16 protein-coding genes and 1 pseudogene are annotated in these 25,219 nt (G+C 60.3%); 14 read left to right on the forward strand and 3 right to left on the reverse strand.

Annotation, left to right across the window (positions count from 1 at the left end; all coding sequences use genetic code 11):
- The first annotated feature begins 110 nt into the window (after positions 1 to 110).
- From ABTV22_RS29180 to ABTV22_RS29235, 12 genes are all read left to right on the forward strand, one after another.
- On the forward strand, positions 111 to 1,604 hold the full coding sequence (locus ABTV22_RS29180) for a YifB family Mg chelatase-like AAA ATPase (RefSeq protein WP_433737804.1): 1,494 nt from the start codon (positions 111 to 113) through the stop codon (positions 1,602 to 1,604).
- 258 nt (positions 1,605 to 1,862) lie between these two features.
- The gene (locus tag ABTV22_RS29185) at positions 1,863 to 3,266 is read left to right on the forward strand and encodes an SrfA family protein (RefSeq protein ID WP_433737805.1); all 1,404 of its coding nucleotides are present in this window, start codon (positions 1,863 to 1,865) and stop codon (positions 3,264 to 3,266) included.
- A 16-nt stretch (positions 3,267 to 3,282) separates the two neighbouring features.
- Positions 3,283 to 6,348 carry a virulence factor SrfB gene (locus ABTV22_RS29190; protein WP_433737806.1) on the forward strand — a complete coding sequence of 1,022 codons (3,066 nt, stop codon included), beginning with the start codon at positions 3,283 to 3,285 and terminating at the stop codon, positions 6,346 to 6,348.
- Complete coding sequence (locus ABTV22_RS29195; RefSeq protein ID WP_433737808.1) at positions 6,345 to 9,056, forward strand: putative virulence factor; 2,712 nt, start codon at positions 6,345 to 6,347, stop codon at positions 9,054 to 9,056. Before ABTV22_RS29190 ends, ABTV22_RS29195 begins: the two co-directional genes overlap by 4 nt.
- A 3-nt stretch (positions 9,057 to 9,059) precedes the next feature.
- Complete coding sequence (locus ABTV22_RS29200; RefSeq protein WP_433737809.1) at positions 9,060 to 10,106, forward strand: hypothetical protein; 1,047 nt, start codon at positions 9,060 to 9,062, stop codon at positions 10,104 to 10,106.
- Positions 10,106 to 12,094 carry a vWA domain-containing protein gene (locus ABTV22_RS29205; RefSeq protein ID WP_433737810.1) on the forward strand — a complete coding sequence of 663 codons (1,989 nt, stop codon included), beginning with the start codon at positions 10,106 to 10,108 and terminating at the stop codon, positions 12,092 to 12,094. Before ABTV22_RS29200 ends, ABTV22_RS29205 begins: the two co-directional genes overlap by 1 nt.
- 10 nt (positions 12,095 to 12,104) lie before the next feature.
- The gene (locus ABTV22_RS29210) at positions 12,105 to 12,806 is read left to right on the forward strand and encodes an ABC transporter ATP-binding protein (protein WP_433737811.1); all 702 of its coding nucleotides are present in this window, start codon (positions 12,105 to 12,107) and stop codon (positions 12,804 to 12,806) included.
- Positions 12,790 to 14,013, forward strand: a complete 1,224-nt coding sequence (locus ABTV22_RS29215; RefSeq protein WP_433737812.1) for an ABC transporter permease — start codon at positions 12,790 to 12,792, stop codon at positions 14,011 to 14,013. Before ABTV22_RS29210 ends, ABTV22_RS29215 begins: the two co-directional genes overlap by 17 nt.
- Positions 14,003 to 15,547: an SUMF1/EgtB/PvdO family nonheme iron enzyme gene (locus ABTV22_RS29220; RefSeq protein WP_433737813.1), complete on the forward strand. Its 1,545-nt coding sequence runs from the start codon at positions 14,003 to 14,005 to the stop codon at positions 15,545 to 15,547. Before ABTV22_RS29215 ends, ABTV22_RS29220 begins: the two co-directional genes overlap by 11 nt.
- A gap of 34 nt (positions 15,548 to 15,581) precedes the next feature.
- The gene (locus ABTV22_RS29225; protein WP_433737815.1) at positions 15,582 to 16,313 is read left to right on the forward strand and encodes a hypothetical protein; all 732 of its coding nucleotides are present in this window, start codon (positions 15,582 to 15,584) and stop codon (positions 16,311 to 16,313) included.
- A gap of 4 nt (positions 16,314 to 16,317) precedes the next feature.
- Positions 16,318 to 16,824: a hypothetical protein gene (locus ABTV22_RS29230; protein WP_433737816.1), complete on the forward strand. Its 507-nt coding sequence runs from the start codon at positions 16,318 to 16,320 to the stop codon at positions 16,822 to 16,824.
- Between the two features lie 56 nt (positions 16,825 to 16,880).
- Positions 16,881 to 18,383, forward strand: a complete 1,503-nt coding sequence (locus ABTV22_RS29235; protein ID WP_433737818.1) for a vWA domain-containing protein — start codon at positions 16,881 to 16,883, stop codon at positions 18,381 to 18,383.
- 124 nt (positions 18,384 to 18,507) lie between these two features.
- Here the strand turns inward: ABTV22_RS29235 and ABTV22_RS29240 are convergent.
- Positions 18,508 to 18,645, reverse strand: a pseudogene (locus tag ABTV22_RS29240) (hypothetical protein); the annotation flags it as partial.
- A 12-nt stretch (positions 18,646 to 18,657) separates the two neighbouring features.
- Positions 18,658 to 19,578 (reverse strand): LysR substrate-binding domain-containing protein, encoded by a 921-nt coding sequence (locus tag ABTV22_RS29245; protein ID WP_433737820.1) that lies wholly within the window; start codon positions 19,576 to 19,578, stop codon positions 18,658 to 18,660.
- A 157-nt stretch (positions 19,579 to 19,735) separates the two neighbouring features.
- Between ABTV22_RS29245 and ABTV22_RS29250 the strand changes: the two genes are divergently transcribed.
- On the forward strand, positions 19,736 to 21,130 hold the full coding sequence (locus ABTV22_RS29250) for a NorM family multidrug efflux MATE transporter (RefSeq protein WP_433737821.1): 1,395 nt from the start codon (positions 19,736 to 19,738) through the stop codon (positions 21,128 to 21,130).
- Between the two features lie 99 nt (positions 21,131 to 21,229).
- Here ABTV22_RS29250 and ABTV22_RS29255 read toward each other — a convergent pair whose 3' ends face one another.
- Positions 21,230 to 22,903, reverse strand: coding sequence for a putative bifunctional diguanylate cyclase/phosphodiesterase (locus ABTV22_RS29255; RefSeq protein ID WP_433737822.1), 1,674 nt, complete (start codon positions 22,901 to 22,903; stop codon positions 21,230 to 21,232).
- Between the two features lie 265 nt (positions 22,904 to 23,168).
- Here ABTV22_RS29255 and rep point away from each other — a divergent pair, with 265 nt between their 5' ends.
- Entirely contained in the window at positions 23,169 to 25,178 is a 2,010-nt protein-coding gene (rep, locus tag ABTV22_RS29260; RefSeq protein WP_085723692.1) for a DNA helicase Rep, read from the forward strand.
- Positions 25,179 to 25,219: the final 41 nt, after the last annotated feature.

The following is a 25,219-nucleotide window of genomic DNA, read 5'->3' on the forward strand; positions in this document are numbered from 1 at the left end:
AGCAACATCCTGCGAAAAATCACTTTCCCTTCCACCACGCGATATCTCCATCTACTGACTACCCTTCAAAAACCCGCAGGAAGCGGCCCCGTACAATTCAAGGAACGACCATGTCCCTCTCCATCGTCAACAGCCGCGCCCAGATTGGCGTGGATGCGCCTGCTGTCACCGTTGAAGTCCACCTGGCCAATGGCTTGCCGTCGCTGACCATGGTCGGCCTGCCCGAAGCGGCAGTGAAGGAGAGCAAGGATCGGGTGCGCAGCGCGATCATCAATTCGGGGCTGCAGTTTCCGGCGCGGCGCATCACATTGAATCTAGCGCCGGCGGATTTACCCAAGGATGGGGGACGGTTCGATCTGGCAATTGCCCTGGGGATTCTGTCTGCCAGCGTGCAGGTGCCTACGCTGACGCTCGATGATGTTGAATGCCTTGGGGAGTTGGCGTTATCGGGTGCCGTGCGGGCTGTTCGTGGGGTCTTGCCGGCAGCGCTGGCCGCGCGCAAGGCCGGGCGCTGGTTGATGGTGCCGCGAGCTAACGCTGAAGAAGCATGCCTGGCCTCGGGACTAAAAGTGATAGCCGTGGATCATCTGCTTGAGGCCGTTGCGCATTTCAATGGGCATACACCGATTGAGCCCTATGCCTCCAACGGCTTGCTCTATGCCAGAAAACCCTATCCTGACTTGAACGAAGTACAGGGCCAACTCTCGGCCAAACGCGCGTTGCTGATTGCGGCAGCGGGGGCTCACAACCTCTTGTTCAGCGGTCCGCCAGGGACGGGGAAGACGCTGTTGGCGAGTCGTTTACCCGGTTTGCTCCCACCGCTGGCCGAAAATGAAGCGCTTGAAGTCGCCGCCATTCAATCCGTTACCAGCTGCGTGCCTTTGAGCCAATGGCCACAAAGACCCTTCCGCCAACCCCATCATTCAGCCTCAGGGCCGGCACTGGTCGGCGGCGGCTCGAAACCGCAACCCGGTGAAATAACCCTCGCCCACCATGGCGTTCTATTTCTCGATGAACTCCCGGAATTCGATCGCAAGGTATTGGAGGTGTTAAGGGAGCCGCTTGAATCCGGTCACATCGTCATCTCCCGCGCCAAGGACCGTGTCCGCTTCCCGGCCCGCTTCCAATTGGTGGCCGCGATGAATCCGTGCCCCTGTGGATATCTTGGCGAACCCAGCGGCAAATGCAGTTGCACGCCGGACATGGTCCAGCGTTACCGCAACAAACTGTCCGGGCCGTTGCTGGACCGAATAGACCTGCATCTGACCGTCGCTCGAGAAGCCACGGCATTGAACCCTGCACTCAAACCCGGTGATGACACCGCTACCGCCGCAGCGCTGGTTGCCAACGCCCGAGAACGACAACAAAAACGCCAGGGCTGCGCGAACGCTTTCCTTGATCTGCCGGGCTTGCGCGAACACTGCAAGTTATCCACAACCGACGAAAACTGGCTGGAAACGGCGTGTGAGCGATTGACCTTGTCACTACGAGCGGCCCATCGACTGCTTAAAGTGTCACGCACCCTGGCGGACCTTGAGCAAGTTGATGGCATTACCCGCGATCATCTGGCTGAGGCACTGCAGTATCGGCCGAGCACAAACTGACCACGTTACTCCTCGTGCATTTTTATAGCGCTAATGAAACGATTCATTAAGCATAAAAAAGCTGACGCCCCAACCTTCCCAAACTAATTAAATTTGACCTCATGCAACCTCCGCATGCTTGCGTTAGTCTCATAAGGTTTAAACCTTCTGCGGATTGACGGCGACATCATAGTGACACTATGGTCACCCGCTAATTGCAGGAGCAAGTACAGACATACGTGTCTGTCATTTTTGCGCAACGGATCGTAGGGAGTTTGAATGCGCGGGGCACTATTACGCAGCGGCAAGAGTGGGTCATTCACTGCCCTGGGCGAAACAGGTCAACCGGTCTACCGGGCAGCCCTGCAATTGCGCGAAGCCATTCGCCGCAAGAATCCCGATTTGGTCGATCATCTGGCCATCCCTCAAAGCGATGAACTCGGTAACCAGATCGATTGGTACAGCCCTCTCGACGGTGATGTGATTCCGTGGACCAGCGCGACCGAAGAAGAACGCGCCCCTGCCCGTCGCCAGCTAGAAGCCCTCAAGACCGCGCTCGAAGAATTGAGCCAGCGTTTCCTGGGCACTGATCCGGCCGAACAGCAGCAAGGCGACAAAGCCGTATTTGGCAAACTGCTCAAGCGTGTGATTCATTTCCCCGACGAAAATTTCGTCTATCTGGTGCAAGGCAAACCGGTGCTGACCTTTTGGGGTTTCGAACATGCCGGTAATGCCAATAGCGATCCCCTGCACTGCCTCTATCAAGTTCCGCCCGCGTTCACGCTGCCTCCCGTCGCCGAAGCGCCTGTTGTGGCGCCCGTCGTGGCGGCGACTCGCCCATGGTGGCGTCGCTGGTGGTGGTGGTTGCTGTTGCCGTTACTGCTGCTGCTTTTGTGGCTGTTGCTCGGCCTGCGAGGATGCGTCCCGATTCCGCTGGTGGCGGTAGATTTGCTACCCAAAGGCCTTGTGCCGGTGGAAAAACAGCTGGAAGAGCCGCCACTGACCGGTAATGTCACGACGATCAATGGCGTCCCCGTGAACGGCACCGTCGTAGGCACCACCAACGGCACCGGTACCGCCGTGACCGGAACCCCTGACGAGGAGACGCCGGCAGTCGAAGGCAACGAGGCCGATGCAGCACCGGCCGACCAGGCCGCAGACACAGCCAAGGACACAGCCAAAGACTCGGCAGACAAAGACAAAGCCAAAGAGCCGGACGCTGAATCCCCAACCGCGCCACCGGAAAACAAAACCGCGCCACCGGATATCACATCGCCCGAGGCAGACAAATCCGCCGCAAAAAAACCCGGCCCTCCCCTGACCATCCCGCCAGACGCCGCCGACGGTGCCGCCAAGTTCCTCGACGGTCAGTACAACGCAGGCGCCGGGATACAGGACCGCCGGACCGGCAAACCACTGCGTCTGGAATACCAACTCAAGGACGGTAAGGGCCAAGTCACCGTACACCAGGCCGACGGTTCGAAATGCAGCGGGCCAGTGAGCGCTACTATGAAGGGTGGCAGCTTGGCCATCGACAGCCAGGGCCAGGCCGTTTGCGCCGATGGCAGCACTTACGAGATGCCCAAGATCAGTTGCCGTAAAGGGGCGACCACGATCGCGGACTGCACCGGCGGTTACGGAAAAGACCAATTCCCTATGTCCATGCGGCAAGTGGCCGAATAAAACGGAATAACCCGACATGTTGCCTGAAGTCACTCAATTCGAAGACACCGTCACGCTGGTCAGCGACACCGGCATCCAGTTCATGGATTTCGCCCTGCGCCTGGACCCCCGCAAGGAACCGGCGGGCGAGTTCGCACCGATGATCAGCGGGCTGATCTGTCGCCTGACGTACAACGAAGAGAAAGACTTCTTTTTCTACGAGCCTGAACCGGAAAAGATCGAAAAAGCCAAACCTGCGTTCAGCGTCGACATGAAAAGCAGCCTCGATTTGCTCGACGGTATCTGGCTGCCAATCCCGTTTTTCCGCTTCATGCCGCCACATCGCTTCGATGAAGGCCCAACCAACTGGTCGCGCATGCGCTTGGTGAGACTGGCGAATCCCGACATCGACGGTAACACCCACCGCCTGACGATGGCGTTCGACAGCCGTGTGATGCCCAAACGTGATGGCACTGCCTATCTGGCGCCAAACGAAGAAGACATCAGCTCCGGCGTGTCTTTCAGGCTGGCGATCAAGGCGAGCGAAACCCGCTGGTTTCTGGCGCAGCCGTGGGTCAACGAGTGGTTGCTGGAGGTGTTCAATGAGGGCAATGCCCACCGCTCGCGCGCAGAGTTGGACAGCGATATCCGCAACAACTACCACCTGGCGCACTACCTCAATTTGCTCAGCCTGTTGAGCAAACCTTCAACCGCCCAGCAATCGAAGGCCCGGGCGAAAGTTGAAATCCCCGAACTGAAAGTGGTTGCCAACGACAGCAATGGCTTGGTCAAACCGATTCCGGTGGACTTGGTGCTGGACGTCGGCAACTCGCGCACCTGCGGCATCCTGATCGAAAATCACGGTCAGGCCGGTTCCGGGCTGAAGCAGAACTACGTGCTGGAACTGCGCGACCTGATCACTCCCGAACACACCTATAACCTGCCGTTCGAAAGCCGCGTGGAGTTCGCCCAGGCGTACTTCGGCAAGGACCACTGCTCGGTCAAGAGCGGTCGTCACGATGCGTTCCAATGGGCGACGATTGCCCGTGTCGGTAATGAAGCCAGTCGTCTGGCCAGCCGTCGTCGCGGCACCGAAGGCTCCACTGGCCTGTCCAGCCCGAAACGCTATCTGTGGGACGAAAACGCCTATGGCCACGGCTGGCGGTTCAACTGTTCGTACATCAAGACCGATAACGAGCCGTACGCCACCGCCTCGCCGTTCTCGCACCTGATCAACGAAACCGGCGAAGCGTTATACAGCCTCGAAGAAGACGATCGCCTGCCGGTGTTCATGCCGCGTTATTCACGCAGCTCGCTAATGACTTTCATGCTCGCCGAAGTGCTGGCCCAGGCGTTGTCGCAAATCAACAGCCCGGCCCAACGCTCGCGCCAGGGTCACACCCGCGTGCCGCGCCAGCTCAACAGCATTACCCTGACCGTGCCGCCGGGCATGCCGCAGGCCGAGCGCAGCATCCTCAACGAGCGCATGCTGCAAGCCATCGGCCTGGTGTGGAAAAGCCTCGGCTGGCATGCCGGCGAGGAAGATCCACATCAGGATCAGACCGTCAGCCCGCGCACGCCGATCCCGAGTATCCGCGTGGAATGGGACGAAGCGTCCTGCGGCCAGTTGGTGTATCTGTACACCGAGGTCAACGAGAACTTCGCCGGTCACCCGGAAGAGTTTTTTGACACCATCGCCCGGCCGGACAAGACCGACCGCCAGCGCATCACCCTCGCAACCATCGACATCGGCGGCGGCACCACTGACCTTGTGATCACCGACTATCGCCTCGACCGCGCGGGAAATACCGGCAGCGGCAGCAACGTGCACATCGTGCCCGAGCAGCGTTTTCGCGATGGCTTCAAAGTGGCCGGCGACGACATCCTGCTGGACGTGATTCAGGACTTCATCCTGCCGAGCTTCGAAAAAGCCTTGCAGAACGCTGGTGTAAAAGCCGCGGATTCGCTGATGTCACGACTGTGTGGCGATGAATCGGTCAGCGCCCAGGACATGATCCTGCGTCAGCAATTGAACCTCCAGGTGTTCGCCCCGCTGGGCCTGGCGCTGCTCAAGGCGTACGAGCATTACGATCCACAGGTCCCGCAAGAAGTCATCCCGCAAAGCTACCGCCAATTGCTCGGTGACAACGCCATCAGCCAGACCGTGCTCGACTACGTCAATGCTGCCGTGCGTCGCGATGTCGGCGGCCAGAGCGGTTTCGACCTGTATGCCGCGCCGATCAGCTTCGACCTGCAAAAGCTCCACGCCGCGTTCCTCAACGACCAGATCAACATCACCAAGGTCCTTGGCGCGCTGTGTGAAGTGGCCGCGCAATACCCCTGTGATGTCTTGCTGCTGACCGGCCGCCCTTCGCGCCTGCCGGGCATCCAGGCGTTCATCCGCAAGGTGTTGCCGCTGCCACCGGGGCGTATTCTGGCGCTACAAAACTACCGCACCGGCGGCTGGTATCCGTTTCACAAGAACGGCCGGATCGACGACCCGAAAAGCACTGCCTCGGTCGGCGCCATGCTTTGCCTGTTGTGCGCCAACCACAGCGTGCCGAACTTCTACTTCCGGGCATCGGCACTTAAACCGTATTCGACGGTCAAGCACATCGGCGTCATCGACCTGAACAACGTGATCAAGGATGCCGACGTGCTGTACCGCGACATCCAGTCCGAAGACTACAAAATCAAGCTACCGGAAATTGGCGTTGGCGACGCAGCCGACACGCCACAGCTGGAAATGCGCGGTGATCTGCGTCTCGGTTTCCGACAGTTGGCCGCTGACCGCTGGGCCGCTTCACCGCTGTATACCTTGCGGTTCACCAAAGCAGGTCGGGAGAAGTTTTCCCGGGCAATCGGTGAAAACGGCAGCGCACCGCTGCTCAAGGTGCGGTTTGAGGTCAAACCGGCGGACAAATACACACGCAAGCAGGATCTGGTCAGCGACCGCCTCTCGGTTCGCGACATTGAATCCAACTGCAACAATGTCAACTTCAACCCGCGCAGCGACCTCGAGCTGGAGCTCAACACCATGCTCGACGCCGGCCTGAGCGAGACCAAGTACTGGCTCGACAGTGGAAGTGTGAAACGCAAATGAACGACCTGACCCCCGATCAAACTCAGCTCTCTGCCAGTTGGGCCGCTGTTTATGAAGGCGCCGGTCAGGCGCTGGACTGGATTGACCAGACACGTGGCAATGCGCCGCGCCTGGACAGCGAAGCCGACAACCTGAACATCCGCCTGCACCGCGCCCGCAACCTGGCTCAAAGCCTCGGCCGCGTGGCCTGCACGCCGATGACCATTGGCTTTTTCGGCTTGTCCCAGGCCGGCAAGTCCTACCTGATTTCGGCCCTCGCCGCCGGTCAGAACGGCAAGTTGGAAACCGAATTCGGTGACCATCGCCTGGACTTCATCAAGCACATCAACCCGGTGGGTGGTGGCAAGGAAGCCACCGGCCTGGTAACGCGCTTCAGCCGACGGGCGACGGTCAGTCAGGACAAAGACTTCCCGGTAGAACTGTCGCTGTTCAAGGAAATCGAGCTGGCGAAGATTCTCGCCAACGCCTGGTTCAAGGATTTCGACCTTGAACGGATTTCCTACGAGATCGACGAAGAGCGCATCCAGCGCGTGCTCAAACCGTTCGAAGGTCGCGAGACCGGCCCGATACAACCGGGGGTCAATGCTGACGATCTGGTGTCGCTGTGGGATTACCTGCGCGACAACTTCCGCAACTCGGTGAAAAAACTTGAGCACCTGTACTGGCCCAAAGCGCTGCAATTGGCGCCACGCCTGAGTTTCCAGGAACGAGCCGAGCTGTTTTCAATTCTCTGGGGTGAGCAACGCGAGTTGACGCGCGTGTACCAGCAACTGGCTGGCACACTGCACAAGCTGGGTCTGCCCGAGACCGTGTTCGCACCGTTGAAGGCCTTGGTGACTTTCGAAAACGACACCTACAGCCAGCGCGACAGCATCATGAACGTCGACATCCTCGAACGCTTCGGCAGCCCACTGGACTTGCCGATCGATGTTCGACCACTGGTTGGCGATCGCCTGCAAAACAGTCAAGCGGTTGCGGTCGCGCAACTGGCGGCACTGACCGCCGAAATGACTTTCCGCCTGATCGAGTCGCCAGTGGATGACATCGTCAACCAGGTCGACCTGCTGGATTTCCCCGGTTATCGCGGGCGCCAGAAACTGCACGAGATCGCCGATTCCAACGACCCGCAATCCACCCACAAGGACAACTCAGTTTCCCAGTTGATCCTGCGCGGCAAGGTCGCCTACCTGTTCGAACGCTACACCGACAACCAGGAAATGAACGCGCTGGTGGTCTGCACAAGCTCGACCAAGCAAAGCGACGTCAACGACGTGGGCCCAGTGCTGACCCGCTGGATCGAAAAAACCCAGGGCGCCGACTCGGCCGCGCGCAGCAAGCGTGATACCGGCCTGATCTGGGCGCTGACCATGCTTGACCTGCGCATTACCAACTCCCTGAGCCTGACACCTGATCAGTACGACGAGAGCTGGAACGGCATGGTCAAGCTGACCATGCTGGAGCGTTTCGGCAGCCTGAGCTGGATGAACGACTGGGCCGGCACACCCTTCCAGAATACCTACCTGGTGCGCAAACCGCGCATGGACGCGGCCTTCATTGGGCAAGACGAAACCGGTGCGGAAACCGGCCTCAATGCCAACTATCAGGAACGCGTCAACGCGCTGGGCACCAGCTTCGCCAACAACGCGCTGGTGTGCAAACACATCAAGAACCCGGTCAACGCCTGGACAGAAATGCTGCGCCAGGATGACGGTGGCATCAGCCACTTCAGCAGCAGTTTCAATGGCGTGGCCAATATCGAATTCAAATTGCAGCGTATCCGCGAGCAATTGAGCGAGTGCCTCGAAGGCCTGACCACTCACGGCCTGAGCACCTGGTATCACGCTGACGACGATGGCGCCGCAGCCGCCAAGAAAGCCAAGGCGCAAATGATTCTGACAGGCCTGGGCCGTCGGCCGGCGGTACTTGGCGAATTGATCGATCAACTCGACATGCCAAGCGAAGAGGTGCGTGACCTGTACCTCAGCGGCGTATACACGACCGATGACGAGCCGGCCGTGAGCGAAGAACCGGTCGCCCCGACACCGAGCCAGAGCCTCTACGGGAACGACGCCGGTTTCGATTTCGATTTCGGTGACGACCTGAGTCACGACGCACCAGTCAGCAGCAAGACCGGCACCCCGGCGCCCGAGCTGCAAAGTAACGAGCACCGTTTTGCCAAAGCGGCCTTCAAGGCCTGGATCGCGCACCTGCGTGAACTGACCACCCGGCAAAGCCTGCTCAACTTGCTGGGGCTGGAAAAGTCCTTGGTGGAAGCGGTGGTCGATGAACTGATTACCGCCGGTTACCGCCAGGACTTGCCGGGGCAATTGAGCCGCGCCGTCCTCAAGCGTGCACAAAGTGGCGCGCGGCGCGATCAATTGGTCGAGCGCCAGGTATTGGAAGTGCAGCGTGTGCTGCGTGATTTCGTGTCCTGGTTCGGCTACCTCCAGAAGCCGGTGAACGAGCGCCCCAATAGCCGCGCCGGAGCCAAGGCGCCATTATTTTCGTTCTACACCGACATTGGCCCGGGGCAAGTGCCCGTGTTGCCGGCGCAACCGTCCAATCAGGCACAGCTGTATCTCGGCGACTGGCTTTCGGGCCTGGCCTACATCACGCAAGACAATGCCGGCCATGGCGCCGGACGTGAAATCACCCCTGAACAGAACGAACGGCTGGGCAAAGTGCTCACAGCCTTCGCAGCGAGATAAGCAATGCCAATTCGTGTCGACCTGCTCACGTTAGAACCCAATGTGCCTGGCCAGGCCCGCCTCACTGTGAAGAAATGGCAGGGTGGCGAGCAACAGCTGGAGTTTTCCATTCAGCGCAACCAGGACGGTTTTTACCTTCAGGACCAAAAGGCGTGGAGCAGCAACCCATTCTGGTTCAAGGTTTCGCGTTTCAACCTGACGGCCAACGGCGAAGCATTGGAAACGCAGGTCGGCCCGAGCGTGATCGACCCGCTGTTGGAAGGCAGTGCCAACTCGCAATTCCAGATCGAACTGCGCGAACAGAGCCTGGGCCACGCTGACAAAGGCGTGGTTCGCCCAGGCGTCGGCTTGCTGCCGTCCACGGCCGGCGGCCAGACACGCTCGACTTACGGCGCTGCCGAACTGACGACGCCGAGCGAACCCGCACCTGAGATCCCGGAAATCCCGGATCTGCCTGAATTGACGCTGTCCACCATCGAGCCAGAAGTGGAATTGGAGTCGGTACTCACCGAGCCTGCCTATACACCGCCTCCGGCACCGGTGAAGAAAAGCAACAAAGGCCTGATCGGACTATTGATTGTGGTGTTGCTGCTGGCAGCTGGCGCCGGGTTCTGGCTCTACCAACGCCCCGCCGCGCCAGCCTCGGCTGCCACAGCCGCTGCCACTGCACCTGCCGCTGCACCTGCACCTGCCGGTGCCGACGCACAAGCCTGTACCCTCGACAGCATGAACAGCCTGCCCGAGCTGACCTTTGTCCAGACCTGTATCAAAGCGGCGCCGGACAGTGCCAAGTTGCTGGAGATCATCAATCAGGCCAAGGCCAGCAAGCACTGCGGCGTCGCCCAGCGCCTGTACGCCAACCGTGCCCAGGCCGGTGACGCACTGATCGCCAACGCCTATGCCCGTGAATACGACCCTAAATACCTGAAGGCCAGCGATTGCTTCCCGGCTGCGGACAACGCCACCGCCGCCTACTGGTATGAAACCATCCTCACCCAGGACCCGAATAACGCCGAAGCCAAGCAGCGTTTTGAGGAGTTGCAGAAGTGATGCGCTCACCCCTGAGTCAATTCCTGCTGAGCGGCGCCGCATTGCTGGCGCTGTGCATCAGCCCGCTGTCCCAGGCCGCTGACAAACCGTTGATACAGGACGGTAAAAAGACCCTGTTCCAACGCGTACTGACCACGCCGGGCTGCAAAATCAGCCCGACGGCGGGTGGTGCCGAAGGCGACGCACAACCGGTCTTCAGCCGTTTTTATGTGTACGAGCGCGCGCAAGCAAACAACGCCGAGTGGTTGAAAGTCGGCCCCGACAGCTACGGCAAAACCATTGGCTGGCTGCCTGCCAACTGCACCACCGACTGGAAGATGCAGCTGACGCTGGCCTTCACCAACCCAGCCAACCGCGACCGGCTGCTGTTCTTCAAGGACCGCACCACTGTCGAAGGCATTCTTAACTCACCGGACCCGGTCAGCAAAGTTGCGCCGCTGCGGGCCACGCTGAAAAAGGGCCAGCAAGCACCGGGCGTATTGGCTGAAGAACCTGAATACTTCGTCGACCTGCAAAAGCAGTTCTACCTGCTGCCAGTGCTCAGTGGTGAAGAAGTCATGACCGAAAGCGGTTTCCGCACGCGCCTGCTCAACGTCGCCTCCGTCAGTAAGGCCGATGACAAGAACGCCAAGGGTGGTGCTGCAAACAGCGCCGCCGGTAAGGAAGCCGAAGGGAAAAAGGCCAACCAGCTGAAGGAATTCAGCGCGGCCGTGGTGTTTGTCATCGACTCGACGATCTCGATGGACCCCTACATCGACCGCACCCGCGAGGCGATCCGCAAGGTTTACCAGAAGATCGAAGCGCAGAACCTCGGCAAGCAGGTCAAGTTCGGCCTGGTGGCTTTCCGCTCCAACACCCAGGCGGTACCGGGGCTGGAATACACCACCAAGATGTACGCCGACCCGACGCAGGTGAAAGACAGCGCCGACTTTTTCGCCAAAATCGCCGACCTCAAACAGGCCACCGTATCGAGCAGCAGCTTCGATGAAGACTCGTTTGCCGGCGTCATGGAGAGCATCGACAAGGTCGACTGGAGCCAGTTCGGCGCACGCTATGTGGTGCTGATTACCGATGCCGGCGCCATCGAAGGCGACGACAAGCTGTCGAAAACCGGTTTGAGCGCCGCGCAGGTGCGTATGGAAGCCGCCAACCCGGGCGTGGCGATTTATACCCTGCACCTGAAAACCCCGGCCGGCGCCAAGGACCACGCCAAGGCCGAGGCGCAGTACCAAAACCTGTCGACCTACCCGGGCACCAACACCTCGCTGTACTACCCGGTGAACGCTGGCGATGTGCAGGAATTCGGACGCAAGGTCGACGCACTGGCCGGGGCGATCACGACACAGGTCAAAGCCGCCTACATGGGAGAGGAAGCGATCGGAAGTGCGGCGAACGCCAAGCAGGACCCGGGCGATAAAAAGATGCTCGAAGACGCGGCGCTGATCGGCCACGCCATGCAATTGGCCTATCTCGGCGAGAAGACCAACAGCAAAGCCCCGCCCGTGTTCAAGGCATGGATCACCGACCGCGACCTGATCAAGCAGAACATCCCGACCACCGACGTGCGGGTACTGCTGACCAAGTCACAGCTCAGCGACTTGAGCGACGTAATGAAGAAGATTCTCGATGCCGCCAACGAAGGCCTGATTTCGCCGACGGAAATGTTCGATCGCCTGCGTGCGGTGGCGGCGACCATGGGCGCCGATCCCAATCAGCTCAAACAGAACAGCAATGCCAAACTGGCGGACATGGGTGTGCTTGGTGAATACCTCGAAGGCCTGCCCTATCAGAGTGAAGTACTGAACCTGGATGAAGAGACCTGGAAAAGCTGGGATGGTCTGGCACAAGAAAAATTCATCCGCACGCTGAACACCAAACTGCGGCATTACCAGCGTTACAACGCCGATGTAGACCGTTGGGTAGCTTTAGCCAAAGACAGTGATGCGCGGGATAACGTCTACCCCGTGCCACTGGAAATGATGCCTTAAAGAGACGCCGATGCTCGATATCAAGAACCTGCTGGTGCGCCGTGGTGAAGGCGTACAGGCCCATCACGTGCGACTGCCGCACTTGCAGGTCGGCGCCGGGGAAATCCTCGCCATCACCGGCGAGAGCGGCAGTGGCAAAAGCACGTTACTCGAAGCCATCGGCCTGTTGCTCGCGCCGGTGGAGCTCGAGCGCTTTCGGCTGGGCCCGACGCACGCTCAAGATATCGCCCAATTGCTGGCCAATGACGACCAGCCTGCTCTTGCAGCGGTGCGCTCACAGCATTTGGGATTCATTTTGCAGAGCGGCGGCTTGCTGCCGTTCCTGAGCGTGCGGGACAACATCAGCCTGCCGCGCCGTTTGCTCGGGATGTCCGCAAAAAGCGAACACATCGACCACGCCGTTGAGGTGTTGCGCCTGCAAGGGTTGCTGGACAAACAACCCCAGGCCTTGTCGATCGGCGAACGCCAGCGCGCGGCCTGCGTTCGGGCCATTGCCCATGAACCGCTGCTGCTGTTGGCCGACGAGCCGACCGCCGCGCTCGACCCTCACGGTGCCAGGCGTTTGTTCGAGTTGCTGCTGAGCCTGGTGTCGAACATGGGCCTGAGTGCGCTCGTTGTGTCCCATGACTGGGCTTTGTTGAAGGATTTCGGCTTGCCGCGGCTCGGCGCTATCAGCCATCAGGGGGAGACTCGGTTTGAACCGATGGACTGATCGCTTGCGCCTGCTGGGCTCACTGGCGCTGCAAGACCTCTGGCACGACCGCAAGGTCTCGCTGTGCATCGCCGCCTCCCTGGTGGCGGTAATCGCGCCGTTGCTGCTGCTGTTCGGGCTCAAACACGGGGTGGTCAGCCAGTTGCAGGACGAACTGCTGCGCGACCCGCGCAACCTTGAAGTGAAGATGCTCAGCAACGGCAACTACGACACAGCCTGGATCGAGCGTTTGCGCCAGCGTCCCGAGACCGGTTTTGCCCTCGGACAGACCCGCTCGCTCAATACCCAGGCTGATCTGCTGATGGGCATGCAACGGTTTGTCGAAGGCGCGGAAATCATTGCCACTGAGCCCGGCGACCCACAACTGAACCTGGCGTCACTCAACCCTGTTGGCAATCAAGTGATCCTCAGCGCCAGCGCAGCGCAACGCCTGCAGGCCAAGGTCGGCGACAGCGTGCAGTTGCGGGCCTTGCGCCGCCTGGAAGGTGTCAATGAGCGCGGCGAGATGACGCTGACGGTACTGGCCGTGCTCGACGGTGCCCGCTTCGGTCGCGCTGCCGGTTTTGTCGCCCCGCCGCTGCTGCTGGATCTGGAGCGTTTTCGCGACGGTTATCAGGTCAGTGAGTTCGGTGTGACCACCGGCAAGCCTCAAGATAATTTACAACCGCTGTATGCCCGCGCCCGCGTCTATGCACGCAACATCGAACAGGTCGCACCGCTGGAACACTGGCTCAACGAACAACACATCGAAACGTCGAGTCGGCTGGCCGACATCGACAACGTCAAAGCCATCAACCATGTGCTGGGGTTGATCTTCAGTGTGATCGCCGTGGCGGCATTGATCGGCTGCGTGGCGTCGATGGTCGGCGCATTCCTGGCCAACATCGACCGTAAACGCAAAAGCCTGGCGGTCCTGCGTCTGCTGGGTTTCAAACGCGGGTCTGTCGGCGGGTTCGTGGTCCTGCAAGCGCTATTGCTGAGCCTGGCCGGCTACGTTGGCGGGCTGGGGTGTTATGCGGTGGGCAGTCATTTGTTCGACTACCTGCTCGGCGGCAGCCGGGCCACTGGCACCTTCATTTGCCACATCACTGTTTGGCATGGTCTGGCCGCCCTGCTCCTGACCTTTTTGGTCGCGGCACTGGTGGCTATGATCGGCGCCCTGCGAGCCATCAATATCCAACCTGCGGAGAGTCTGCGTGAGCTATAAACGTTTCGGCTTGCTGTTGCCCCTGAGCCTCGGCTACTTGCTCGACGCTTCGGCGGCGGGCTGGGAAGAGAAGTATTACAACCCCATGCCCGAGGCTGGCGACGTCGTGCTGCCGATGCCCTGCGAAGGCTCGATGGTGTTTCGCAAGGTGTTCATTCCGGTCGCAGGTCCCCTGGATGACTACCCCATCAACATCGGTCAGGACGGTGCGGAATACGGCTATGTCGAACAGACCCGTCCGACCTTTATCGCCGGCAGTTTCACCGGGGCCAAGAACGACAAATCCCGCTACTACCTGATGGCCAAGTACGAGATGAGTCAGCTGCAATACGCCGCACTGACCGAAGCAACCTGCCCCACCGCCACGACCAACATGCGCTTGCCGCAAACGGCAGTGAGCTGGGTGCAAGCCATCGAAGCCGCCGACAAGTACAACCTGTGGCTGCGCAAAAACGCCGCCGGCAAGCTGCCCAAGGAAGACGGCGCGCAAGGCTTTCTGCGCCTGCCAACCGAAGTCGAATGGGAGTTCGCCGCGCGCGGCGGACTGGAAGTCAGTGCCGCTGAATTTCGCGACACGCACTACCCGATGCCAGAAGGCATCAACGCCTACGAATGGTTTGCCGGAGCGCAATCATCCAACGGCAAAGTACAATTGACGGGGCTGCAAAAGCCCAACCCGCTGGGCCTGCATGACATGCTGGGTAACGTCGACGAAATGATGTTCGAGCCGTTTCGCCTGAACAAACTCGACCGCCAGCACGGTCAGGCCGGCGGCTATGTCGTGCGGGGCGGAAACTACCTGACCGCGCAGGCCGACCTGCATACGGCATTGCGCAAGGAAGAGCCGTATTACAACGCTGAAGGCCCGGTGAAAAACAAGACCACCGGCCTGCGACTGGTGCTGGTCTCCCCGACCCTCACCTCTCGCGAACGGGTCGCCAGCATCGAAAGCAGCTGGAAGAAACTCGGCACCGGCAGCAAGGAAACCGAATCCGCCGACAAAGGCACCGTGCAATCGCTGAACAACCTCGCCTCGGGCGTCGAAGACAAAGCGCTCAAGGAAAAGCTGCAAGCCCTGGAGAACAAGCTGCGGGCCAGCAACCAGCAGCAGGAAGAGACCCGCGATCAGGCGATCCGCGCCAGCCTCAACCTGGGTGCGTTCCTGTGCACCAAGATGCTCGACGACGGCCAGTACGTGGAATTCCTGCAAAAGAACTACAAGCTCAACTGCGAAAGCGCAGACAAAGATGCCAGTTGCGACATGCGTAAAGGCAAGCTCGAAGAGCAAAAGGATCGCCTGCACAAACTCAGCCGTTACTACGCCAGCAGCCTGGTGGAATCGGCTACCTTGTACGGCCAGCCACTGCTTGAAGCGCAAGTGCCGGTGATGGAAGAAATCATCACCCGCAACAAACAGCTGCAAGACCTCAAACCTTACTTGCGCACCCATTGGGCCAATCAGAAGACGTTCCTGCAAAAGCAGAAAATCGACACTGAAGCCTGGCTGACCAGTTGCAAAACGGTCACTCAATAACAACGCGCCAACACCGTTACCTAGGAGTTTCACCATGTCGCGCAGCCTTTGGACTCGCTTCAAGCTACAGATCGCTATCGTTGTCGCCGGCTGCCTGCTAATGACCGGTTGCGCCAACACCGGCAGCTCCATGCTCGACGATGGCGACGGTGCGGACCCGCGTCTGACCCAGGGCAATGACGCAGAGTTTTTCAGCAAGTCCGGATACCAGGCCTGCGCCGTCGGCGCCGGCGTCGGCATCCTCGCTTGCGCGCTGTCCAACAGCAACAACAAGACCGTGTGCGTCATCGCCGCCGGTATTACCGCCTGTGGCGTGGCCATGGGCGCTAACTACTACCTGGACCAACGTCGCAGCCAATACGCTGACACCACCACCCGTTTGGCGAAGATGAACAGCGATGTCGAACAAGACACCCAGAACGTGATTGCCCGGACCGCAACCGCTCAGCAAGTGATCAAGGATGATCAGGCGCAAATTGCCCAGATCAAAAGGGACATCGCCAATAAGAAAGTCGACAAGAGCAGGGCTCAGGCGCAAATTGCCAGGATCGATTCGGACATCGCACGCCTGCGTAAAGACCTTGCCAACATGCGTGTCAAAGTCACCGAGTACAGCAAAGTGGCAAACGCCGAGCGTGCACAAGGCGCCACCGATGAGATCAGGCAGGTGGACATGAACATTCAGAGAATGAACCAGAAAGTCGTCAGCCTGCAGAAGGAAGTCGACGCTCTGTACAGCCAACGCTCCGCAATCACTCTGGGCTAAGCACATGACGCTAAGACAATTGATGGTCATCACTGCCATCCTGGCCCTGAGCGGTTGCGCGACCGCTCCTGGCGAATGCGATGCGACCAATCGCGACAGCAGCATGCTGACCAAGATGAACTGTGACTACTCCGGCGGTTACAGCGATCAGGTCAAGCAGAAGGAACAGGCCCTGAGCGAGTCCCGACGGCAAAACGCAATGTTCCGTCAGGTGTACGAGAACATTCAGGCCCAGCAGCTCAGCACCAAGGCCGATCTGGCCAGCCAGCAGAAATCCCAGGCGGCGCTGAATCAGTCGCTGTCGCAACTGCTGACCTCGCTCAAGGCCCGGCGTGGCAATGAAGCCTCGGTGCAGAAGCAGATTGCCGACCTCGAAAAGCAGCTCAAGGCTTCGCAAGCGGCACCCACGGTCAAATCAACGCCAGCGGCGTTGGCGGCCAAGCAGCAAGAGCTCCAAGCGTTGCAGAAGAAGGTCAATCAGCTGCAATTCAGCCTCGGCTACGAAGAGTAAATTTTCACCCCGCAGCATCCCGATGGATGCCTGCACTTTTTTCAGGAATCGTCGTCATGCAGCGGGTCACCAGGGATGCGCAAGCTACATCGGAGGGAATGAGTGCGCTACAAGCCAAAGTCGCACTCATCCAGAAACACTTTCCGCCGACCGTCGCCAGTCTGTTTGCTATCCCGCGGATGGGCAGCGGCGACGTGCTGGAGTGGTGGACCGAACTGGGTGGCCAACCCACGCCCTATGCCGACCTCAACGAGGACGCGCAACGACGTTTACTGCAAACCTATGAAGCACGTCAGACGTCCCTCGGACAGCTGGCGGATGAACTGCAACAACGCGGCCAGCCGACCGTAGCGGATGACCTGCGCAGCCTGCTCGGCACGCCTGAGCTGGACAAACTCTACAGCCTCAATGGTGAGCCATTGGTGGTGCGCTGGAACCAGCGCCCGCCCAAACCGATCGTGCCGCCAGTGCCGCCAGTGGTACCAGTGGTGCCGCCATCGCGTCGTGGCTGGTGGATCGCGGCGGCATTGCTCGCTCTGCTGTTGCTGCTTCTGGCACTGTGGCTCTGGTGGTACCTGCATCGTGAGCCGGTTGTCGTGGCTCCGCCTGTAGCGCCTGTGCCGCCAGTGGTGGCGCCGGTTGAGAAACCGGTTGAGCCTGTCCCCGAGCCTGTCGTGAAACCGGAGCCGGAACCGGAACCTGCTCCAGTGCCAGAGCCCAAGCCAGAACCGGTACCGGAGCCGACCCCGCCACCCAAACCGGCACCGGAGCCCAAGCCGGTTCCGCCACCAAAACCGGTTCCGCCACCCAAGCCGGCGCCGGAACCCAAACCGGTTCCGCCACCAAAACCGGTAGTGGCTGCCCCGCCACCCGCCCCGACGCTGGACAACTTCGCCTGCCGTAAAGATGCGCCAAAGTCAGAGACCCCGCAGTTCGTGGTGGTGCTCGACACCTCAGGTTCGATGAACTTGAACATCAAGGCAGTGAAATCCGACGAGGACTGGTTCTTCGGCAGTGACCTCAACAAGCTCCTGGACCCGAACCGCACCATGCGGCTCACCGCCAGACCCACCCGCATGGACGTCGCCAAGGATTCGCTGGCCGGCATGATCAATGCGCTGGACCCGAAGATCGACACACGCCTGATCACCTTCGCCGGCTGCGAAAGAACACCGGACCAGGGCATGTTCAAGCTCGGCGACCGCCCGCGGCTGATCAACGGGATTCGAAGCCTGGTTCCCGACGACGGCACACCGCTGGCCGACAGCCTGGCCTACGCGGCGAGCAAGGTCGACGGGCGTAATAACGATGCGGTGATCGTGATGTTTGTCGACGGTGAAGACGGCTGCAGGAAGGACGTTTGCGCAGTTTCCCGTCGAATCGCCAGGGAACAACCGCGCCTGCGGGTCAACGTGGTGAAAATCGGTGCTGGCGGCCCGTCACGCTGTATCGCCGAGAACACCGGCGGCCGGGTGTACAACAGCACCAATGCGGCCGAGTTGGGTAGCCTGCTGAAACAGGCAGCCAAGGAAGTATCCAGCAACGCCAAGTGCAATTAGCCTGGGAAAGATGCTGAATTGAGGTGAGCCCATTCGCCAGCCGGCTCCCACAGGATTTGCGTCGTTTCGACGCCGGTACCCTGTGTGAGCCTGGCTTGCCCGCGATGACTAGTTCAAAGGCACCTCACCGAAACCGGTCAACCTCGGACCGCAAATCCGCCGCCAACTTCTCCAACTCTTTAGCCGTGACCGCCAGGTTGGACACCACTTCCCGCTGTTCACTGTTCGCCAAGGCAATGCTTTGCAGGTTACTGCTGAGCATGGCTTCAACGTTTCAGCTCAGGTGCACGACATCCGGCAATTCCATAGCGCGAACTTCACTTTGCAGAAAGTCACTGAGCCGGCGCATGCGCTCACCGCCGGGGCGGGTTTTCGGCCAGACCAGGTAATATTTCTCACCACTGGCCACGGCTGTCGGCCACGGCAAGCTCAACCGTCCTTGCGCCACATCCTCGGCCACCATCAACAGATCGCCCATGGACACGCCGTAGCCCCGGGCGGCAGCGATCATGCCCAGTTCCAATGTATCGAACACCTGCCCGCCCTTGAGCGACACTTGCTCGGCCAGGCCCATGCGCTCCAGCCAATTGCGCCAGTCCCGCCGATCCGGCGTCGGGTGCAGCAATTCGGTATTGGCCAGACGCGTGACATCCCAAGGCTGATCACCCGGCAGGTTCGGCGCGCCCACCGGAATCAACTCCTCGGGGAACAGGTAACTCGCCTCCCAGTCCGGCGGAAAATGTCCGTTGCTCAGCAACACCGCGCAGTCGAACGGCTCGTCGTTGAAATCCACCGAATCCACGTCCATCCAGGCACTGGTCAGTTGCACCTCGTTACCCGGCTGCAAATGGCGAAAGCGACTCAGACGCGCCAGCAACCAACGCATGGTCAGGGTCGACGGGGCTTTCATCCGCAGAATGTCGTCCTCGGCGCGCAAGGTATTGCAGGCCCGCTCCAGGGCGGTGAAGCCTTCGCGAATCCCCGGCAACAACAAGCGAGCCGATTCGGTCAGTTGCAGGTGGCGACCACTGCGGTGAAACAAGCGGCAGGCAAAATGCTCTTCAAGCGTACGAATATGTCGGCTGACCGCACTTTGGGTGATCGACAACTCTTCGGCGGCTCGGGTGAACGAACTGTGCCGCGCCGCCGCTTCGAATGCGCGCAGGGCATACAAGGGAGGAAGACGACGTGACATTGGGAAAGCTCCTACACGGGGATTCGGTCACCCTAGCAGAAACTCTCCAGCATGAGTTTGAATCATGCCATCCATCCTTTTTATCCCTTTGTGCAAACCCCGCAGAGCGCCGAGAATCGGTGCTTTCCTGTTCTCTTGATAATCGAGCGTGATGACCATGCAGCATCCAGCGCGTATTGAACTCTGGGCCATCCTGCGGCTGGCGGGGCCGTTGATCGCCTCGCAGTTGGCGCACATGCTGATGGTTCTCACCGACACCCTGATGATGGCGCGCCTGAGTCCCGAGGCGCTAGCCGGTGGTTCGCTGGGTGCGGCCAGTTACTCGTTCGTGTCGATTTTCTGCATTGGCGTGATTGCCGCAGTCGGCACCCTGGTGGCGATCCGCCAGGGCGCGGGCGACATTCTCGGCGCCGCCCGGCTGACCCAGGCGGGAGTGTGGCTGGCGTGCTTGATGGCACTGGGGGGCGGGTTACTGCTGTGGAATCTCAAGCCAGTGCTGCTGTTGTTCGGCCAGACCGAAAGCAACGCTCAGGCCGCCGGGCAGTTTCTAGTGTTTTTGCCCTTCGCTCTGCCCGGCTACCTGACGTTCATGGCCTTGCGTGGCTTCACCAGTGCCATCGGCCGGGCGACGCCAGTAATGGTCATCAGCCTGGGTGGCACGGTGGCCAACTTCCTGCTCAACTACGCGTTGATTACCGGGATGTTCGGCCTGCCAAAGCTGGGCTTGATGGGCATCGGCCTGGTCACTGCGATTGTCGCCAACCTCATGGCGCTGGCGCTGGCATGGCACATTCGCCGGCACCCGGCCTATGACGCCTACCCGTTGCGGCATGGTTTGCTGAAGCTAAACCGTCAGTACCTGAAGGAACTGTGGCGCCTGGGCCTGCCGATTGGCGGCACCTATGCGGTGGAGGTCGGGCTGTTTGCGTTCGCCGCGCTGTGCATGGGCACCATGGGCAGCACGCAATTGGGCGCGCACCAGATCGCCCTGCAAATCGTGTCGGTGGCTTTTATGGTCCCGGCAGGGATTTCCTATGCGATCACCATGCGCATCGGCCAGCACTACGGCGCCGGTCAACTGCTCGATGCGCGGCTGGCCGGACGGGTCGGCATCGCCTTCGGTGCGGTGGCGATGCTGTGTTTTGCGATGGTGTTCTGGCTGCTGCCAAACCAGTTGGTCGGGCTGTTCCTCGACCAAAACGACCCGGCGTTCCGCGATGTCATCAACCTGGCCGTCAGCCTGCTCGCAGTGGCGGCTTGGTTCGAGCTGTTCGACGGCACGCAAACCATCGCCATGGGCTGCATTCGCGGACTCAAGGACGCCAAGACCACGTTCCTGGTCGGTCTGGGTTGCTATTGGCTGATCGGCGCGCCAGCGGCGTGGTGGATGGCGTTCCATTTGCACTGGGGGCCGACGGGCGTCTGGTGGGGATTGGCGCTGGGCCTGGCCTGCGCGGCGGTGAGTTTGACGCTGGCATTTGAGTGGAAGATGAAGCGGATGATTCGGCAAGAGCCGGCGGCACGGCAGTTCGATGCCATCCAGGCCGAATGAGATCGCTGTAGGAGCGAGGCTTGCCCGCGAACGCCGTTACGCGTTTTTTTGATACACCGCGTAACGGCATTCGCGGGCAAGCCTCGCTCCTACGGGGTGTTAAACCATGACTTCCAGTGCAGGCTGCTGGCTTGAGCCAAACGTCAAATACTCCACCAGATCCGCCAGTGCCAACGGCTTGCTGATCAGATACCCCTGCACCTGATCGCAATCGAATCCGCGCAACAGGTCCAGTTGCTCCGGGGTTTCCACCCCTTCTGCCACAACTTCCAGATTGAGGTTATGCGCCAGGTTGATCATAGCGTGGACCAGCTTGCGGTTCTCTTCGCGCTGCTCCATGCCGCCGACAAAACTCCTGTCTATCTTCAGCAAAGTGATCGGCAGGCTGTTGAGGTGCACGAACGATGAAAACCCGGTGCCGAAATCGTCGAGGGAGAAACGCACGCCCAGACGCCCCAGGGCATCCATGGTCTGCTTGACCAGATCGCTGCGGCGCATGACCGCGGTTTCAGTCAATTCGAACTCCAGCCATTGCGCCTCGACACCACGCTCGGCAATCAGCCGGCTCAGGGTCGAGAGCAACTGGCTGTCCTGAAACTGGCGGAACGACAGGTTGATCGCCATGTGCAGCGGCGGCAAACCGCGCTCGCGCAAGGCCTGCATATCGCGCAAGGCCCGGGAAATGACCCAGTAGCCGAGCGGTACGATCAATCCGCTTTGCTCGGCCAGCGGCACAAACTCGCTCGGTGGCAGCAAGCCGCGCTCGGTATGACGCCAGCGCACCAGTGCTTCAAGGCCGACGATTTGCCCGTCGTCGAGATTCAACCGCGGCTGGTAATGCAGCTCCAATTCATCACGGCGTAATGCCCGACGCAGCTCGGTTTCGAGGTCGGCAACGCTGCGGGCATTACGGTTGATACGTTCGTTGAAGATGTGGAAGGTGCAGCCTTGGGTGCTCTTGGCCTGCTGCATGGCGATGTGCGCGTGCCACATCAGCGGGTCAGCACCTGCTTGGGCCCGGGCGTGGGCAATGCCCAGGCTGGAGCCGATCAACAGGCTTTCGCCATCGACCCAATAAGGTTCGGCCAGGGCTTCGGTGATGCGTTCGGCCATCCATTCGGCGCGCTGCGGTGCGCGACGGGTGTCGATCAGCAAGGCGAATTCATCGCTGCCCAGCCGCGCCAGTTGATCGCCGGCCTCAAGCTGGCTCTTGAGCCGCGCGACCACTTGCAGGATCAGCCGGTCGCCAGCCTGGTGGCCGAGGGCATCGTTGGCGTGGCGGAAGTTGTCGAGATCGAGGTGACCCAGCGCCAGGCCGCGCCCGTCGCTTTCCGCCAATCGCGCCGTCAGCAAAGTCTGGAAACCCTGGCGATTGGCGATGCCCGTCAGCGGGTCTTGCTCGGCCAGGCGTTGCAGCGTGTTTTCCAAAACGCCTCGTTCACGCACATGGCGCAAGCAGCGACGCAGCATGCCGGGGTCGAGGTGGTCGCGCACCAACCAATCGCTTACACCGTCGGGCGGGAGCAGCGGCTCATGTTCGAGCAGCAACACCGTCGGCAAGCAGCAACGGCCCGGCGCCGGCTGAAGTGCCGGGATCGTCAACAACACCGCGTTGCGGTTGTCATCGAACAGACTGCTGACCGACTCCCAACTCGGCGCGCTGATGAGCACGGCCGAGCTCCCCATCGGAGCCAGACACTCGCGCAACAACGCTGTCCACGCTGGCTCTTCGGCCAGTAGCAGCAAACGCAAGGGTTCGACAGGCGTAGACAAGCTAGCTCCCTAGACTCTGCAAAGATGTAGGCGACGGGCATTATGCCGAGGCGATACCTAATAACCAATGACATCAGTTATCAAAACGAAGCCTTTGTATCCGGAATTACGAACATTAACCCCAAATCCGTTACGCATCCTGCGTGAAAGTATCAAAACCGGCAATTAGAGATCGCGTTGTGCGTCACAAGTCGGACAGAGCAGCACAATTCGCTGAGCCTGTTAAAATGCCGGCCCATTTCGTGACTGACCCCTGAATTTAGCTATGTCCCGACTCAATCCCCGGCAGCAAGAAGCCGTGAGCTACGTCGGCGGCCCTCTTTTGGTGCTCGCCGGTGCTGGCTCCGGCAAGACCAGCGTGATCACGCGCAAGATCGCCCACCTGATCCAAAGCTGCGGCATCCGCGCCCAGTACATCGTCGCCATGACCTTCACCAACAAGGCCGCGCGGGAGATGAAGGAACGGGTCGGGACCCTGCTGCGCGCCGGTGAAGGTCGCGGCCTGACGGTCTGCACCTTCCACAACCTGGGCCTGAACATCATCCGCAAGGAACACGTGCGCCTGGGCTACAAGCCGGGCTTCTCGATCTTTGACGAGACCGACGTCAAGGCCTTGATGACCGACATCATGCAGAAGGAATACTCGGGCGACGACGGTGTCGACGAGATCAAGAACATGATCGGTGCCTGGAAAAACGACCTGATCCTGCCAGCCCAGGCCCTGGAAAACGCCCGCAACCCCAAGGAACAGACCGCCGCCATCGTCTACACCCACTATCAGCGCACGCTCAAGGCGTTCAACGCGGTGGACTTCGACGACCTGATCCTGCTGCCGGTGAAGCTGTTCGAAGAACACGCCGACATTCTGGAGAAGTGGCAGAACAAGGTGCGCTACCTGCTGGTGGACGAATACCAGGACACCAACGCCAGCCAATACCTGCTGGTGAAAATGCTCATCGGCAAACGCAACCAGTTCACCGTGGTGGGCGACGATGACCAGTCGATCTACGCCTGGCGTGGCGCCCGCCCGGAAAACCTGATGCTGCTCAAGGAAGACTATCCGTCCTTGAAAGTGGTGATGCTGGAGCAAAACTACCGCTCCACCAGCCGCATCCTGCGTTGCGCCAACGTGCTGATCTCCAACAACCCCCACGAATTCGAAAAGCAGCTGTGGAGTGAAATGGGCCACGGCGACGAGATCCGCGTGATCCGCTGCCGCAACGAAGACGCCGAAGCCGAGCGCGTGGCCATGGAAATCCTCAGCCTGCACCTGCGTACCGACCGCCCGTACAGCGATTTCGCGATCCTCTATCGCGGTAACTATCAGGCCAAGCTGATCGAGCTGAAGTTGCAGCACCACCAGGTGCCGTATCGCCTGTCCGGCGGCAACAGCTTCTTCGGACGCCAGGAAGTGAAGGACCTGATGGCCTACTTCCGCCTGATCGTGAACCCGGACGACGACAACGCCTTCCTGCGGGTGATCAACGTCCCACGCCGGGAAATCGGCTCGACCACGCTGGAAAAGCTGGGCAACTACGCCACCGAACGTAAAATCTCGATGTACGCCGCCACCGACGAAATCGGCCTGGGCGAGCATCTGGACTCGCGCTTCACCGATCGCTTGTCGCGTTTCAAGCGCTTCATGGACAAGGTCCGCGAGCAGTGCGCCGGTGAAGATCCGATCTCGGCCCTGCGCAGCATGGTCATGGACATCGACTACGAGAACTGGCTGCGCACCAACAGCTCCAGCGACAAGGCGGCCGATTACCGGATGAGCAACGTCTGGTTCCTGATCGAAGCCTTGAAGAACACCCTGGAAAAAGACGAAGACGGCGAAATGACCGTCGAAGACGCCATCGGCAAACTGGTCTTGCGCGACATGCTGGAGCGCCAGCAGGAAGAGGAAGACGGTGCCGAAGGCGTGCAGATGATGACCTTGCATGCCTCCAAGGGCCTGGAGTTCCCCTACGTGTTCATCATGGGCATGGAAGAGGAAATCCTCCCGCACCGCTCCAGCATCGAAGCCGACACCATCGAAGAGGAACGGCGCCTGGCCTACGTGGGCATCACCCGTGCGCGTCAGACCCTGGCCTTCACCTTCGCCGCCAAGCGCAAGCAGTACGGCGAGATCATCGACTGCGCACCCAGCCGCTTCCTTGATGAACTGCCACCGGACGACTTGGCCTGGGAAGGCAACGATGACACCCCGACCGAAGTCAAAGCCGTTCGCGGTAATAACGCATTGGCGGATATACGCGCGATGTTAAAGCGCTAGAATTGACCACTTTATTTAGACCTTCGGCGCCAACGGCGCCA

The organism is Pseudomonas putida (assembly GCF_050990305.1).
Classification (GTDB): domain Bacteria; phylum Pseudomonadota; class Gammaproteobacteria; order Pseudomonadales; family Pseudomonadaceae; genus Aquipseudomonas; species Aquipseudomonas putida_AH.